The following is a 13,172-nucleotide window of genomic DNA, read 5'->3' as shown; positions in this document are numbered from 1 at the left end:
CTACGTCGCCACCCCCGCGGCGAACAGGATCGCGTAGATCGCCAGCAGTTTGCCGGTTCCCTCGAGCGCCGGGTTCAGCGCCTCGCCGTCGGTCCGCGTACAGACCGTGCGGGCGACGACGGCCGCGTAGGGCAGCGAGGCGAGGGGCAGCAACGCGCGCGGGCCGAACCCCTCGGCCAGCCAGAGCCACGGCGGCACGAGGTAGGCGAGCCCGAGCAGCGCGGCGTACTCGACGCGGCTCCAGCGGTAGCCGATCCGAACCGCCAGCGTCCGTTTGCCGGTCTCGGCGTCGGTCTCGAGGTCGCGGATGTTGTTCACCACGATGATCGCCGTCGAGATGCCGGCGACCGGGAGGCTCGCGAGGAACGCCTCGCGGGTGACGGTTCCCTCGGGGATCGTCGTCGTCAGCGGTTCGGCGAGCGTCGCCGCGGCCTGGACGTAGAACGTCCCCATCACGGCGACGAGTCCGAAGAAAATGAAGACGAACAGGTCCCCGAGGCCGTGGTAGCCCAGCGGATAGGGGCCGCCGGTGTAGGCCCAGCCGCAGACGACGCTCGCCAGTCCGACGACGAGGATCGGCAGGCCGCCGACGTAGACGAGGTAGGTCCCCGACAGGATCGCCAGCGCGAAAGTGACGAACGTCGCCAGCTTCACCTGTTCCGGGGAGATGATCCCCGCCTGGGTCACCCGGGTGAACCCCTCCCTGTCGTCGGTGTCGGCCCCCTTGATCGCGTCGTAGTAGTCGTTCGCGAAGTTGGTCCCGATCTGGATCAGCGCCGCGCCGACGAACGCCAGCAGCGCCGGCAGCGGGGCGAACACGCCCTCGTGGAGCGCGACCCCCGTCCCGGCGATCACCGGCGCCGCGGCCGCGGGCAGCGTCTGCGGGCGTGCGGCCATCAACCACGCCTTCGTTCGTGAGATATCGACCTCGGCCGTACTCATTGCTCGAGTGTCCCACTCGCGGAAGTGTCAACGTTGGCATTGCGATCGATCGAGACGCCGGGCCGATCCGGGGCCGCGGCCACGCGAGTAACCTTCCATCGTTGTCTCGATCGCCGCTACCGTCGGGCCCGCAGCCAGAGCGCCGCGCCGAGACCGGCCAGCCCGGCCAACCCGGCCAGCAGCGTCAGTCCGGGGACGGGATCCTCGAGGCCGCCGTCGCTCTCGTCGCCCGCGGCGCCGTCGACGACCAGCGTCGCGTTGCGTTCGACCGGATCGACCGGATAGCCGCTCGGGAACATCGCCGAGTCGTCCGCGATCGCGAGGGGCTCGTCGGTCGTCGGCGCGTCCTCGCTGACCTCGAGAGTGATCGTCGCCGTCGGTCCGGTTCCCGTCGCGCCGTTCCCCGGCGGGGTCCGCTCCTGCTCGACCGTAATCACGCCGGCTTCGTCGTCGATCTCGACGTCGCCGTCGACCGTGGCGTTCCCGCCCTCCCCGCCGGCCAGCATCGGTCCCTGTCGGACGTCGGTCACGGTGAGCACGTCGGGGTCGTACTCGATCGCGTAGGAGAGCCCGCTGATCCCGTTGCCCGCGGGGTTGCCGTGCGTGCTCGCCACGAGATCGAGCGTCACGGTCTCGCCGGCCGCGACGTCGATCTCGGTCGTGTCGTCGTTGAACCCCTCGGAGTCGAAGTACAGCAGCGTCGCGCTGTCGATGGCGCCGGCCGGCGCGGGGACGAACGCGAGCGGGGCGAGGAGGAGCCCGCAGGCGACGACGGCCGCCAGCGCGGCCGAGCGGACGGCCGCAAGCCGCTTCTCAGCCATCGTCCTCCGGCACCCGCAGTTCGATCGGCGGCATCTCGAGGAAGGCCGTATCGTACCCCTGGTGGCGGGCGACCTGCGGCGGCGACCGGATCGTCAGCGTCACCGTATCGCCGGCCCGGAGAGCGACGTCCTCGAGCGACGTCCCGTAGTGCAGACCGTACTCGCCGTCGATGGTCTGCCCGAGGGGAACGGGCTCGTCGGTAACGGCCCCACCGTCGCGGTCGACCGTCACGGTCGGGGCCGTGTTCGGGAGCGGGACGCGGTTGTACGGCGTCCGCGGCGAGACGAGCAGATACGACTCGTCGCCGTCGGCCAGCCGGTGGTCCGACTCGAGGACGGTCGCGAGAAACGCCGCGTCGCCGCTCCGAGGCAGGTCCGCTGTCGTGTCGGGTCGTTCGCCGTCGGAGTCGACGAGGAGCGTCCCGGGGAACGCGTCGACTTCGGGGAGCTGGGAGTAGGGCATCTCGCCCTGCCCCGGCGGCTCGAGGGCGCCGCGGTCGCCCCACCGCTGCTCGTCGAAGTATTCGATGTCCGTGACCGACTCGCGAAACTCCTGATCGTAGTCGAACTCGAAGGTCGCGGTCTCGCGCTCGTCGAACCGACCCGCGAGCTCGCCGGTCGTCCGCGCCGATAACGGCGGCAGTTCGACCTCGGCCGCGTAGGTGCCGTCGTCCTCGAGGGGGACGTTGTCGCCGAAGTGAAAGCCCATCTCCTGGGAGAGCATCGGCCACATCGACTGCGGAGACCCGACCCGCTCGCCGTCCCGAGAGAGCCTGACGACGGCGCCGCTATCGACCGGCAGGACGACGCCCGTCTCGGCGTCCCAGAGGGTGAACATCATGTGGACGCCCCGCATCTGATCGGGTACGACGTGCTGGACGTCGTCCTCGCCGTCGCCGGTCACGGTCCAGAACGGGTGGGGGTACGACAGCATCGGCGCGAGACGGTAGTCGCCGGCCGCGATCGGCTCGAGAGCGCGCATCGACTCGCGGTGGGTCGGCACGTAGACCGCGTCCGGTTTGTCCTCGATTTCGGGGAACGGAGGCGCGACGTCGACGGTCTCGTTTGGTTCCTCGTCGGTTTCGTTCCGCTCGCCGCCGTTTTCGTCGCCGTCCTCGCCCAGACAGCCCGCCAGCGCGAGCGCGCCGGTCGCCGCCCCCGTCCAGCCGACGAACGTCCGTCGATCGATTTCGTGGTCCATGTGGATGGTCGTGAGTCGTCTGTCGGTTTCGTCCTCGAGTCGTCTAGTCGGGATTCGCCGGCGGCAGCGCCCGCAGCGACCGCGGCGGGAGCAGGTAGTTCCCGCGTCGGTCGACGAAGATGTAGCCGGTGATGCCGTTGTTGAGGTTGGTCACGTCGAGGTCGGTGCCCTCCATCGCCCGGCGCACGCGAACGAAATCCTCGATCCCCTCCTGGAGGGCGAGGAAGTGGACGCCCGGCCGGTCGTCGTCGACCGTGCTGAAGTCGCGTCGCAACAGCGGCGGCTTCCCGTCCTCGCGTCCGCGGGCGGCCTTCTGGGCGTGGCCGACGACGCCGCGGTCGCTGGCGTCGGCTTCGGTCGCCGCGATCCGCTCGTCGGTCAGCCCGTTGGTCGTCGTCAGCTTCTCGCCGGTCGCGCCGACCGCGTCCTCGTCGGCGTGTTCCGGGCTGAACATCTTCTGGACGCGCTGGTGTTGGCTGTCCTGTTCGAACCACTGCCGGAGGTTGAGCGCCATCGAGGAGACGTGCTGGGTCGTCGCCCCCTCGAACGGCCCCTCCGCGACCGTCACGCGATCCTCGGGGGCCTGGCTCTCGGCGAATCCCGATCGAAAGCCCATCAGCGACGGCGCCTCGTCGGGGATCGACTCCGGAACGCCGTCGAGGTCGGTGTGGTTGGCAGGAAGTCCCGCCCCGACGAAGCCGGTCCGGCGCCGCTCGTCGACGCGCTCGAAGACGCCGGTCAGGTCCGTCTCGATTTCGAGGCCGTTGTACTCGTCGCGCTCGCCGAACAGCCCCTGCTCGGCCTCGAGGGTGACCTCCGGGTGATCGCTGGCGAGGTGGAGGACGGCGTCGAACTCGTCGAACCTGTCGACGTCACCGACGATCGGTTCCGGATCGGGGAGGTCGACCGAGTCGGGCAGCGAGCCGTCGAATCGGTCGAAGTACGCCGGCGTGTAGCCCAGCGTGAAGACGAGCCCCTCGTTGCTCCACTCGTAGGCGCGCTCGAGGGCCCGAAGCGCGTCCTCGACCTGCTCGCGCGCTTCGTCGGTCGGCTCGGTCGAGAGCGACAGCGCCACCAGCACGTGGTGTTCCGGCAACTGAACGTTCCCGTCGTCGTCCGTCGAGAGGAACTCGTTCCAGGCGTGCTGCCGCGCCGGCAGCGAATCGGGGTCGTCGGTTCCGGACGGGACGTCGACCTCCTCGTCGCCGCTCTCGGAGAGGCAAGCGCTGAGCGCCGACGCGCCGCCGACGGCCACCAGCGCCCGGAGGTAGTCCCGGCGGGACAGCGCGGACCGATCGGGAAGTGTCACTGGTCGGAAGTCGGGCGCCGACGCTCAAATGATTTTCTCCCCTGATCGAAGGGTCGAACCAACGTGCTCGAGGAGTGTTATCAGTGAACACAGGATTGTTCTCACCAGTGGTGGCGGTCCAACGTGCAGTGGCGCGCGCTGACGGCTGACCGAGCGTTAGCGAGGGCAGTCGTCGATACTGCGCGAGGGATGAACGGCGTGAATCCCTCGGGCCCGAACGAATCGGTTGGGGAGGGCGTGGTGCTCCCCGTTGCCAGCAGTAGTAGTCCGCTCGAGAGGCGGCGACGTCTCGCTACGAACGGGTCTACTCACACAGCCGATAGCCTATCGACGGTGCGAATCACGCGATCAGCCGCTCAGTAGTGCCACGGGAAGTCGTCGAAATCGGGGTCGCGGCCCTCGACGAAGGCGTCTCGACCCTCCTTCGCCTCGTCGGTCATGTAGCCCAGCCGCGTCGCCTCGCCGGCGAAGACCTGCTGGCCGATCATGCCGTCGTCGGTCATGTTGAAGGCGTACTTGAGCATCCGCATCGCCGTCGGGCTCTTGGAATTGATGCGCTCGCCCCACTCGAGGGCGGTCTCCTCGAGCTCGTCGTGGGGGACCGCTTCGTTGACCATGCCCATCTCCGCGGCCTCGTCGGCGTCGTAGGTCTTTCCGAGGAAGAACACCTCGCGCGCTTTCTTCTGGCCGATCTGTTTCGCGAGGTAGGCCGAGCCGAAGCCGGCGTCGTAGCTCGCCACGTCGGGATCGGTCTGGAGGAACTTCGCGTGCTCCTCGCTCGCGAGCGTGAGGTCGCAGACGACGTGCAGCGAGTGGCCGCCGCCGACGGCCCACCCCGGGACGACGGCTACGACCACCTTCGGGATGTGACGAATGAGACGCTGGACCTCGAGGATGTGCAGCCGTCCCTGCTCCGAGGCTCGTTCTTCATCCCCTTCGTACTGGTAGCCGTCCTCGCCGCGGATGGTCTGGTCGCCGCCCGAACAGAACGCCCAGCCGCCGTCCTTCGAGGAGGGGCCGTTGCCGGTCAGCAGGATGCAGCCGACGTCGGTCTGGCGTTTGGCGTGGTCCAGGGCATCGTACAGTTCGTCGACGGTCCCCGGCCGGAAGGCGTTGCGCACGTCGGGCCGGTCGAATGCGATCCGGACCGTGCCGGAGTCGACCGCCCGGTGGTAGGTGATATCGCTGAACTCGTCGTTCAGCTCCGCGACCGGCTCCCAGCGCTCGGGGTCGAACAGTTCCGAAACCATTGGCTCGACGTTGGTCCGCGGCCCGTGAAATAGGTTCGCGTCGCGCTCGAGTCCCTCGAGCGCGGTCTCGATGCGCCGTCCGAGCAGCCGGTCCGCTGCGTTCGAGCCGTTGTTTCGTTCGGGCGATCCGAATCAGGTCACTCTCGAGTCGCGTTCAGTCCCCGCTGAATATCGACGGCGTAGGTCTCGTCGATCTCGAGCGGCGCGGGACTGTTTCGAACGGTATTCGTCGCGACGACGCCCGCCTCGCCGGAGCGGATCCGGATGCCGGCGTCCGCGGCGTCGCTGATCGCGTTCCCGGTCACGGTGAAGCTGTAGGGACGCTCCGTCTCGCGGGCGGCCTCGTTGTCGCTGTCGGCGGGGACCGTCCGAGCGAGGATCCCGACCGGACAGTTATCGACCTGATTGCCCGAAATGGTGATATCGAAAGAGCGCGCCAGCGGGGTGTCGGCGATCTCTTCGCGGACGTGGGTCTCCTTGTACTCGATCTCGATGCCCGCCTCGCCGCCGGGGTCGGGGGCATACTCCTCGAGATTCCGGCAGACGTTCCCGACGATCGCGCCCTGCTGGGCGGGCGAGCAGGCGATGAGGCTGTGGCCGCCGTCCTCGACGACGTTGCCGTAGACGGTGAAGTTGCTGACGTTGTAGGTCGCGATGTTGTTGTAGGTCACGCCGGCGACGTAGTTGCGCGCGACGACGACGTTCTCGGAGCGACGCAGGTCCAGCTCGTCGTCAGCGGCCCGGGCGGTGATCCCGTACCAGTTGGGGTCGAGCACCTCGTTGCCGACGAGCTGTGCGTTCGTACACCGCGAAAACGAGATCGCCATCTGGAAGCCGTCGACGGTGCGGTTGTTCGCCACCAGCAGACCGTCGCAGCCGTCGGCCTGAATCGCGTGGTTGTCGAGTTGCGTTCCGTTCGCGTCGAACTCGATATTGGCGATCGTCACGTCGTCGCCGCGGGCGCGGATCAGGTCGTGGCCCGACGGTTCGTCGCTCGTCGCGCCGTCTTCTCCGCCGGCGACGACGAGCCGCGTTCCCTGCTGGCCGACCAGCGCGGTGTCGTCACCGATCGTGGCCGGACCGCCAAAGCGGAAGTCGCCGCCGCCCGCGACGACGGTGCCGCCGCTCGAGTCGAGTTCGTCGATATGTCTGTCGATGTGTCAGCCATAGTTTCTTATAATACACCTATTATTGAATTTCATGTCAACGCGCCGATTCCGGCGGTCGCTCCGAGGCCGCCGAGGAACGTCCGTCGCGTCGACTGTCCGAACCGCTGGCCGCTGGTGGCGTTGGTGTCGTTGGACATCACCCGTCACTGTCGATGTGTCAGCCATAGTTTCTTATAATACACCTATTATTGAATTTCATGACCTCTTGTTCGGAACATACTGGTCCTGACGAGTGTATAGCGGTCACGTCTGATTGCCGTATACCGATTCGAAGAGCGCTGGCGGCGATCGAGGCGATCGGGTCACCGATCTCGAGTCGCGTTTCGATCGAGTGCCGGATCCGAGACCGGCACGGTTCGCCGTCCGTCAACCAAGTTCGACGCTTTCAGACGCCCAGGCGTTCGATATCGTCGCCAGAGAGGTGATACTCCGTCTCGATCAAACGCTCCATTTGATATAGCACTATACAATATATCGATCTGAGAAACGACGCACCGAGACGTCGCTTTCAGTTTCCGATCCGGACTCGGACGCCGATCACCTAAGCCGATTGATTTTTCAGCCGGCCGTTCGACACCGAAGGCGATGGGCGAGACGTACTACGACGTCCTCGAGGTCGAGCCAGACGCGACTCGCGAGGAGATTCAAACCGCCTACCGCGAGCGCGTCCTCGAGACCCATCCGGACCACAACGACGCGCCCGACGCCGCCGAGCAGTTCACGCGCGTCTCGACGGCGAAGTCGGTGCTGACCGACGGCACCGAGCGGGCCCGGTACGACCGCTTGGGCCACGAGTCCTACGTCCGTCTCGCCGACCACTCCGCTGGGGGGACCGGGGACGACTCGAGTGCGTCGACCGACGGATCGAACGCGTCAGCGACTGGCTCGAACGCATCGTCGTCGAACGCAGCAAGCGCGACGACGGCCGGCGACTCGAGCACCGATGCGAGCGCGAACGCGACGGGATCGAGAGCAACGCAGCGGACGAACTCGAACACGGGATCGAAGAGCGGCCGGCACCGCAGCAGTAGCCGAACCGCTGCCGGCTCGAGTCGGACCGACTCGGACCGCTCCGGATCCCAACGCGGCGCGCGGACCGAGAGCCACCACGCGCGACAGCGCAAGCGGCGACGCCAGCAGCGGGCCCGACAGCGAGCGACGGGCGGGTTGTCGTTCGACGACGAGACGACGGCGTCGGCGACCTCGACCCGCGGCGGGTCGACCGCGACGGCTACCGGAGCCGACGGCGACGCCGAGGCCTCGGAGTTCCAGTACGCCGTCCACGACTGGACGGATGACGTCGACCTCGAGTGGGAGGGCCAGTCCCTCGAGTACTCGACTGCGGTGACGATCGGCTGTTGCTGGCTGCTCTATCCGGTGTTCGTCGCGGCGGCGCTGACGCCGGTGTTCTCGATGCCGGTCAAGGCCGTCGTCGCCGCCTGCACGCTCGGCCTCGTGGGCTACCTGCTCACTAGACCGCGGGTGGCGGCAGTAGTGTTCGGCTCCTGGAGCGTCCTGTTCCCGATCGGAATCGAGTGGCTGGCCCCCGTGTCGCAGTTCTCGCTGCCCGGGCTGGTCGCGCTCGGCTTCGTCTGGATCCCTTTCGGCTACGCCCTCGCGCTCTGGTGGGCGCTTCGTCCTTGAATAGCGGGTAGTGGCGTCTGTATTGGACGAGGACGATCAAAACTTGCCGAACAAGACGGAATACGGAACGTGTTCTGCTCACGCTGGTGGCAAGGGATGCCCACGTCCTCCCCAGCCGATTCGTTCGCTCCTTGCAGTCGCTCACTCATCCACTGTCAGAACGAGTTCTGACACGCCTTCGTTCACTCCGTTCACGAAGACCTCGCACGGCTTCGACCTGCGCCACACTCTCCGTTCGGCGCAGGACAGCGCGCGCCACCGCACGCCAGAACAGTCATAACGACGCTACTCGCCCTCCCCTCGAAGCTCCGCATGGATCCGCTCCGCGAGCGCGTCCCGCCGCCGGTGGCTCGCCTCGGAGTCGAATTCGACGGCGAGCACCTGCGTCCCCTCGGACTCGAGCGACCGCCGATACGCGCTCGCGAAGTCGACGGGGGCGACGCGCTCGAACGCGAGGTCGTAAAAGTCGGCCAGCGCGTCGAACTCGAGGCCGTGGGGCGTCTTGAACTGGTCCGTGAAGGGCGGCTCGAACGCCTCGATCGGCAGTTCGTGGAAGATGCCGCCGCCGTCGTTGTCCAGCAGGACGATGGTGGCGTCGACGCCACAGCGGTCGACGGCGAGCAATCCGTTGGAATCGTGGTAGAAGGCCAGATCGCCGGTGACGAGCACCAGCGGCTCGTCGGTCGTGCTGCCGGCGCCGAGCGCCGCGCTCGTGATCCCGTCGATCCCGCTGGCGCCGCGGTTCGCCAGCACCGTCAGGTCGGCGTCGCGGGGCCGGCCGAACCGGTCGGCGTCCCGGATCGGCATGCTGTTGGACACGAAAATCGTCGCCGGATCGGGCGCGGCCTCGAAGACGTCGGCGAGAACGGCCCCTTCGAACGGCTCGGACTCGAGGGGCGCCGACTCGAGGGCCGCGTCGCGAACCGCCCAGTGGCGACGCTCCGCGTCGGCGAAGGCGGCCAGCCACCCGTTTTCGGATTCTGGCTGCGCCACGTCGTCGGCCTCGAGGCGCTCGCACAGCCCCTCGAAGACGGGCCCCGGCGACGCGGCCAGCAGATCCGTCGCGGTGAACGTCGCCTCGCGCCAGTCGCCCGCGGGGTCGATCAGGAACTGACGGGCGTCCGAATCCCGCAGCGCGTTCCGCAGGGGTTTCGAGGTCGGCGACGCGCCGAACCGCACGACGACGTCGGGTGCCGGCAGCAGGTCGATGTAGGCGTCGTAACCGCCGTACACCGGCCCCGTCACGGACTCCCGGTCGACGTGCGGGCCGAACCGCAGGTTCGAGAGCGGATCCGCGAGGATCGGCGCGCCGACGCGCTCGGCGACGGTGGCGACGCGGTCGGGATCGAGCGCGGACAGATCGGCGGGATCCGCCGGTCCCGCGACGATCAGCGGCCGGTCGGCGTCCTCGAGTGCGCGGACGAGTTTCTCGTACTGCGCGTCCGCGAGCGATCGCGTTCCCAACTCGGTGTCGACGAACGCGCCGTCGCGTCCGCGTCCGGCGGACGTCTCCGCGAACGCGTCGGGGACGGCGTCGGGGACTTCGATCGGCTCGAGGGGCTTGCGGAACGGACAGTTCAGGTGGACGGGACCGGGATCGACGCCGCCGGTCTCGGACAGCGCCCGGGCGGCGGTCGTTCGGAGGCTCCGCACCTTGCGCTCGTCCGCCTCGGGATCGGGGAGTTCGGCGTCCCAGCGGACCGCGTCGCCGTAGAGTTCGACCTGATCGACGGTCTGATTCGCGCCGCTGTCGCGGAGTTCGTGCGGGCGGTCCGCCGTGAGCACGAGCAGCGGGACGCGGGCCTGGTCGGCCTCCATCACGGCCGGGTGAAAGTTCGCGGTCGCCGTCCCGGAGGTAGAAACGATCGCCGTCGGCTCGCCGGTCCGGCGCGCCCGGCCGAGCGCGAAGTAGGCCGCCGAGCGCTCGTCGAGGTGGGAGTAGACGTCGATCTCCTCGTGTGCGGCGAAGGCGACCGTCAGCGGCGTCGACCGGCTGCCGGGGGCGATGCAGACCGCCTCGAGGCCGCCCTTGGCGAGTTCGTCGACCAACACGCGGCCCCACAGCGTCGCGCGGTTCGGTGCGCTCATCGGTCGTCCAGTTCGTCGAGGATCGGTCGAAACTTCAGCTGTACCTCCTCCCACTCTTCGGCGGGGTCGCTGTCGGCGACGATGCCGCTGCCCGCGAAGAGCGTGACCGTCTCGTCGGTCGCGATCCCCGAGCGGAGGCCGACCGCGAACTCGCCGTCGCCGGCAGCGTCGAACCAGCCGATGGGCGCCGCGTACCAGCCGCGATCGAACGTCTCGGCGTCGCGGATCGTCTCCCAGGCCGCCGCGGGCGGCACGCCGCCGACGGCGGGCGTCGGGTGCAGCGCCTCGACGATCTCGAGGACGTGGCGATCGCCCTCGAGAGTCGCTTCGATCGGCGTCTGCAGGTGTTGAATGTTCGCCAGCCGCCTGATCGTCCGCTCGTCGATCGTCAGGTCGCTCGCGAGCGGCTCGAGTTGCTCGCGGATCGCGTCGGCGACGAGGCCGTGTTCGCGCTGGAACTTCTCGCTGTCGCGCATCTCGTCGGCGTAGGCCCGGTCGGCTTCGGGGGTTTCGCCGCGGGGGACCGACCCCGCGAGCGCCTCCGTCTCGACGCGGTCGCCGCGCTTGGCGACGAGCCGTTCCGGCGGCGCGCCGAAGAACGTGCCGCCGTCTTCGCGGCCGACCAGGAACCGGTAACAGTTCGGGTACCGGCGGCGCAGCCGCTCGAGCGTTTCGGGGACGTCGACCGGTCCCTCGAGGTCGACCGACAGCGCCTGCGCGAGGACGACCTTGGTGAGTTCGCCCCGTTCGATCCGCTCGAGGGCGGTCTCGACCTGGGCGGTCCAGTCCGCGCGCGACGTGGTTCTCCGGGTCGATTCGACGCCGGGGCCGTCGCCGCTCGGTCGCATCGACGGCAGCTCCCGGAGCCGGTCGGTCCAGCGCTCGAGTCGGTCCGCCGCCGTCTCGTGGTCCGACGCGACGGTCGTCAGCCAGGTGTCCGCGTCGCTCCGGACGACCAGTACCTGCGGGACGACGAACTCGCCCGCCCGAAATCCGGTCCACGGCAGCGTCGGCTCGTGGCCGTCGTGAAAGGAGAGGCCGCCGAAGGCTCGTGGTCGGGCGACGCGCGGGCCGTCGTGTTCGAGGTCGTCGAACGCCCGGTTCGCGCGGGCCCGGAGTCGGTCGAACCGCTCGGTTCCGTCGGCCGTGAGGCGAGCGGCGACGCCTCGGCCGACGATCTCCAGTCCGTCGGGCGTCGACCAGAGCACTCGCGACTCGTCGTCGGCGTCGACGACCGCGCCGAACGACACGTCCTCGAGTTTCCGGCTGGCGCTGACGAGGGGGGTCGCGTCGGCGCTTAGCAGCGAGTCGGAATCACTCGCGAGCCGACGCTCACCCGACGATCGATCCATCGAACGCAGTTCGGGACCGCCGCGCCTTCAGCCTAACTATCCCGGGCGCCGGCCCGCGCTCCCCGCTATCGATCCCCGCTCGCGCCTAGCTGTACCGTTCTTCTTCCCACGGATTCGCCGTCTCCGAGTAGCCGCGTTTCTCCCAGTAGCCTCGCTGGGGCTCGGTGAGGAATTCGACGCCGTCGACCCACTTCGCCCCCTTGTAGGCGTACTTGTGGGGCGTGACGACCCGCAGCGGACCGCCGTGGTCCTCGGGGAGGGGCTCGCCGTCGTAGGCCCACGCGAACAGGACCTCCTCGCGCATGCAGTCCTCGAGGGGGAGATCGGTGGTGTAGCCGTCGAGCGCGGAGAACATCACGTGGACCACGTCGTCGTGCATTCCCGCGCGCTCGGCGATCTCTGTGAAGGAAACGCCCGTGAACTGACAGTCGAACTTGCTCCAGCCGGTGACGCAGTGGAAGTCCTGCTGTTGGGTCTCGCTCGGCAGGTCGCGGAACTCGTCCCACGAGAGCGAGAGTTCCTCGTCGACGGCGCCGGTGACGGTGAACTCCCACGTCTCTGGATCCCAGTCGGGCGTCCCGCTCTTCGAGAGCACCGGAAACGCTGAAGTCTCCCGCTGCCCGGGCGGCAGCCGCTCGTCGCCGAACTCGCGGTAGAGTTCCGTAACGTCGGTCGCGTCGTCGTTGGTCATACGCGTGCGTACGTCCCGACACGGGTAGATGTGACGCCTCCAGCGGACGGACTGAGCCGATAACCCATCCATCGACGTGTCGCGTGTGACCGAGACACACCGCTCGAATGAAACGATCGTCGACACGTAAGCTCGTATTTCCGGGCCGGTGGCGGGGATGAAACGAACTGTAACAGTCGGTCCGACATCACAATTCAGGGGCTTCCTCTCGAAACCCTCGCCATCCCTTAGTACAGTCTCGACCACGCTTACCTGTATGGCAAGTAGACAGCAGATAGCCGAACGAGAAGTCACCGAACAGTCAGCGGAACAAGTCGGCGAAGAAGCCATGGGTCCCGCGTTCGTCGCGTCGGCCGCATCCGTCGGCCTCTCGCTGTACTACTTCTTCCTTCGAGGCGAGCGAGAGTTGGGTACGTTCATCGGGCTCTGGCCGCCGACCATCCTCGCGTTCGCGAGCTACTTCAACCAGCGGAAGATGCTCAACCAGCTCCAGTCGATCACCCAGCCGGGGACGACGCTGAAGAACGCGTTCGACTCCATGATGGGCAACCGGTAACGGCATCGAACGCGACCGATACCCGCGGTTACGATCGCGATTCGATCGCTGCGTCGCCGTCAGCGGTCCTTTCTAGACGGGTACTAGCGACCATCGATCCGACGGCTCGCGGAGTGGTCGGTCGCGCCGAGATAGCTGCTCTCCCGACT

General features: G+C 68.2%; 10 protein-coding genes and 1 pseudogene. 2 read left to right on the top strand and 9 right to left on the bottom strand.

The window, feature by feature from the left end; all coding sequences use genetic code 11:
• The 6 genes and pseudogenes from HTZ84_RS07335 to HTZ84_RS22795 all read right to left on the bottom strand — a co-directional run.
• A complete protein-coding gene (locus HTZ84_RS07335) occupies nucleotides 1-942 on the bottom strand; it encodes a 1,4-dihydroxy-2-naphthoate polyprenyltransferase (protein ID WP_174680072.1) in 942 nt (313 codons plus the stop codon).
• A 116-nt stretch (nucleotides 943-1,058) separates the two neighbouring features.
• Nucleotides 1,059-1,763 carry a cohesin domain-containing protein gene (locus tag HTZ84_RS07330; protein WP_174680071.1) on the bottom strand — a complete coding sequence of 235 codons (705 nt, stop codon included), beginning with the start codon at nucleotides 1,761-1,763 and terminating at the stop codon, nucleotides 1,059-1,061.
• A complete protein-coding gene (locus tag HTZ84_RS07325; RefSeq protein WP_174680070.1) occupies nucleotides 1,756-2,964 on the bottom strand; it encodes a DUF7350 domain-containing protein in 1,209 nt (402 codons plus the stop codon). The genes HTZ84_RS07330 and HTZ84_RS07325 overlap by 8 nt, the downstream gene beginning before the upstream one ends.
• Nucleotides 2,965-3,007: 43 nt before the next feature.
• A complete protein-coding gene (locus tag HTZ84_RS07320) occupies nucleotides 3,008-4,273 on the bottom strand; it encodes a DUF7405 family protein (protein WP_174680069.1) in 1,266 nt (421 codons plus the stop codon).
• Nucleotides 4,274-4,629: 356 nt separating this feature from the next.
• Nucleotides 4,630-5,523, bottom strand: coding sequence for a 1,4-dihydroxy-2-naphthoyl-CoA synthase (locus HTZ84_RS07315; RefSeq protein ID WP_174680068.1), 894 nt, complete (start codon nucleotides 5,521-5,523; stop codon nucleotides 4,630-4,632).
• Nucleotides 5,524-5,660: 137 nt separating this feature from the next.
• Nucleotides 5,661-6,665: pseudogene (locus tag HTZ84_RS22795) on the bottom strand (right-handed parallel beta-helix repeat-containing protein); the annotation flags it as partial.
• Between the two features lie 612 nt (nucleotides 6,666-7,277).
• On the opposite strand from HTZ84_RS22795, the gene HTZ84_RS07305 reads away from it, so the two are divergent.
• Nucleotides 7,278-8,336, top strand: a complete 1,059-nt coding sequence (locus HTZ84_RS07305; RefSeq protein ID WP_174680067.1) for a DnaJ domain-containing protein — start codon at nucleotides 7,278-7,280, stop codon at nucleotides 8,334-8,336.
• Nucleotides 8,337-8,621: 285 nt separating this feature from the next.
• Here HTZ84_RS07305 and menD read toward each other — a convergent pair whose 3' ends face one another.
• The 3 genes from menD to HTZ84_RS07290 form a co-directional block, all read right to left on the bottom strand.
• Complete coding sequence (gene menD / locus HTZ84_RS07300; RefSeq protein ID WP_174680066.1) at nucleotides 8,622-10,424, bottom strand: 2-succinyl-5-enolpyruvyl-6-hydroxy-3-cyclohexene-1-carboxylic-acid synthase; 1,803 nt, start codon at nucleotides 10,422-10,424, stop codon at nucleotides 8,622-8,624.
• On the bottom strand, nucleotides 10,421-11,776 hold the full coding sequence (locus tag HTZ84_RS07295) for an isochorismate synthase (protein ID WP_174680065.1): 1,356 nt from the start codon (nucleotides 11,774-11,776) through the stop codon (nucleotides 10,421-10,423). The genes menD and HTZ84_RS07295 overlap by 4 nt, the downstream gene beginning before the upstream one ends.
• Nucleotides 11,777-11,861: 85 nt before the next feature.
• On the bottom strand, nucleotides 11,862-12,467 hold the full coding sequence (locus tag HTZ84_RS07290; protein ID WP_174680064.1) for a sulfite oxidase-like oxidoreductase: 606 nt from the start codon (nucleotides 12,465-12,467) through the stop codon (nucleotides 11,862-11,864).
• 256 nt (nucleotides 12,468-12,723) lie between these two features.
• Between HTZ84_RS07290 and HTZ84_RS07285 the strand changes: the two genes are divergently transcribed.
• Complete coding sequence (locus HTZ84_RS07285; RefSeq protein ID WP_174680063.1) at nucleotides 12,724-13,023, top strand: hypothetical protein; 300 nt, start codon at nucleotides 12,724-12,726, stop codon at nucleotides 13,021-13,023.
• The last annotated feature ends 149 nt before the right edge of the window (nucleotides 13,024-13,172 follow it).

Origin of the sequence: Haloterrigena gelatinilytica (genome assembly GCF_013342145.1) — an archaeon.
GTDB lineage: Archaea > Halobacteriota > Halobacteria > Halobacteriales > Natrialbaceae > Haloterrigena > Haloterrigena gelatinilytica.
Note: the sequence above shows the minus strand (reverse complement) of the source record. Positions and strands in the feature narration are given on the sequence as shown.

Bases quoted from the DNA above. Each gene is read 5' to 3' on its own strand.
- HTZ84_RS07335 (WP_174680072.1), bottom strand. From the start codon at position 942: ATGAGTACGGCCGAGGTCGATATCTCACGAACGAAGGCGTGGTTGATG.
- HTZ84_RS07330 (WP_174680071.1), bottom strand. From the start codon at position 1,763: ATGGCTGAGAAGCGGCTTGCGGCCGTCCGCTCGGCCGCGCTGGCGGCC.
- HTZ84_RS07325 (WP_174680070.1), bottom strand. From the start codon at position 2,964: ATGGACCACGAAATCGATCGACGGACGTTCGTCGGCTGGACGGGGGCG.
- HTZ84_RS07315 (WP_174680068.1), bottom strand. From the start codon at position 5,523: ATGGTTTCGGAACTGTTCGACCCCGAGCGCTGGGAGCCGGTCGCGGAG.
- HTZ84_RS07305 (WP_174680067.1), top strand. From the start codon at position 7,278: ATGGGCGAGACGTACTACGACGTCCTCGAGGTCGAGCCAGACGCGACT.
- menD (WP_174680066.1), bottom strand. From the start codon at position 10,424: ATGAGCGCACCGAACCGCGCGACGCTGTGGGGCCGCGTGTTGGTCGAC.
- HTZ84_RS07295 (WP_174680065.1), bottom strand. From the start codon at position 11,776: ATGGATCGATCGTCGGGTGAGCGTCGGCTCGCGAGTGATTCCGACTCG.
- HTZ84_RS07290 (WP_174680064.1), bottom strand. From the start codon at position 12,467: ATGACCAACGACGACGCGACCGACGTTACGGAACTCTACCGCGAGTTC.
- HTZ84_RS07285 (WP_174680063.1), top strand. From the start codon at position 12,724: ATGGCAAGTAGACAGCAGATAGCCGAACGAGAAGTCACCGAACAGTCA.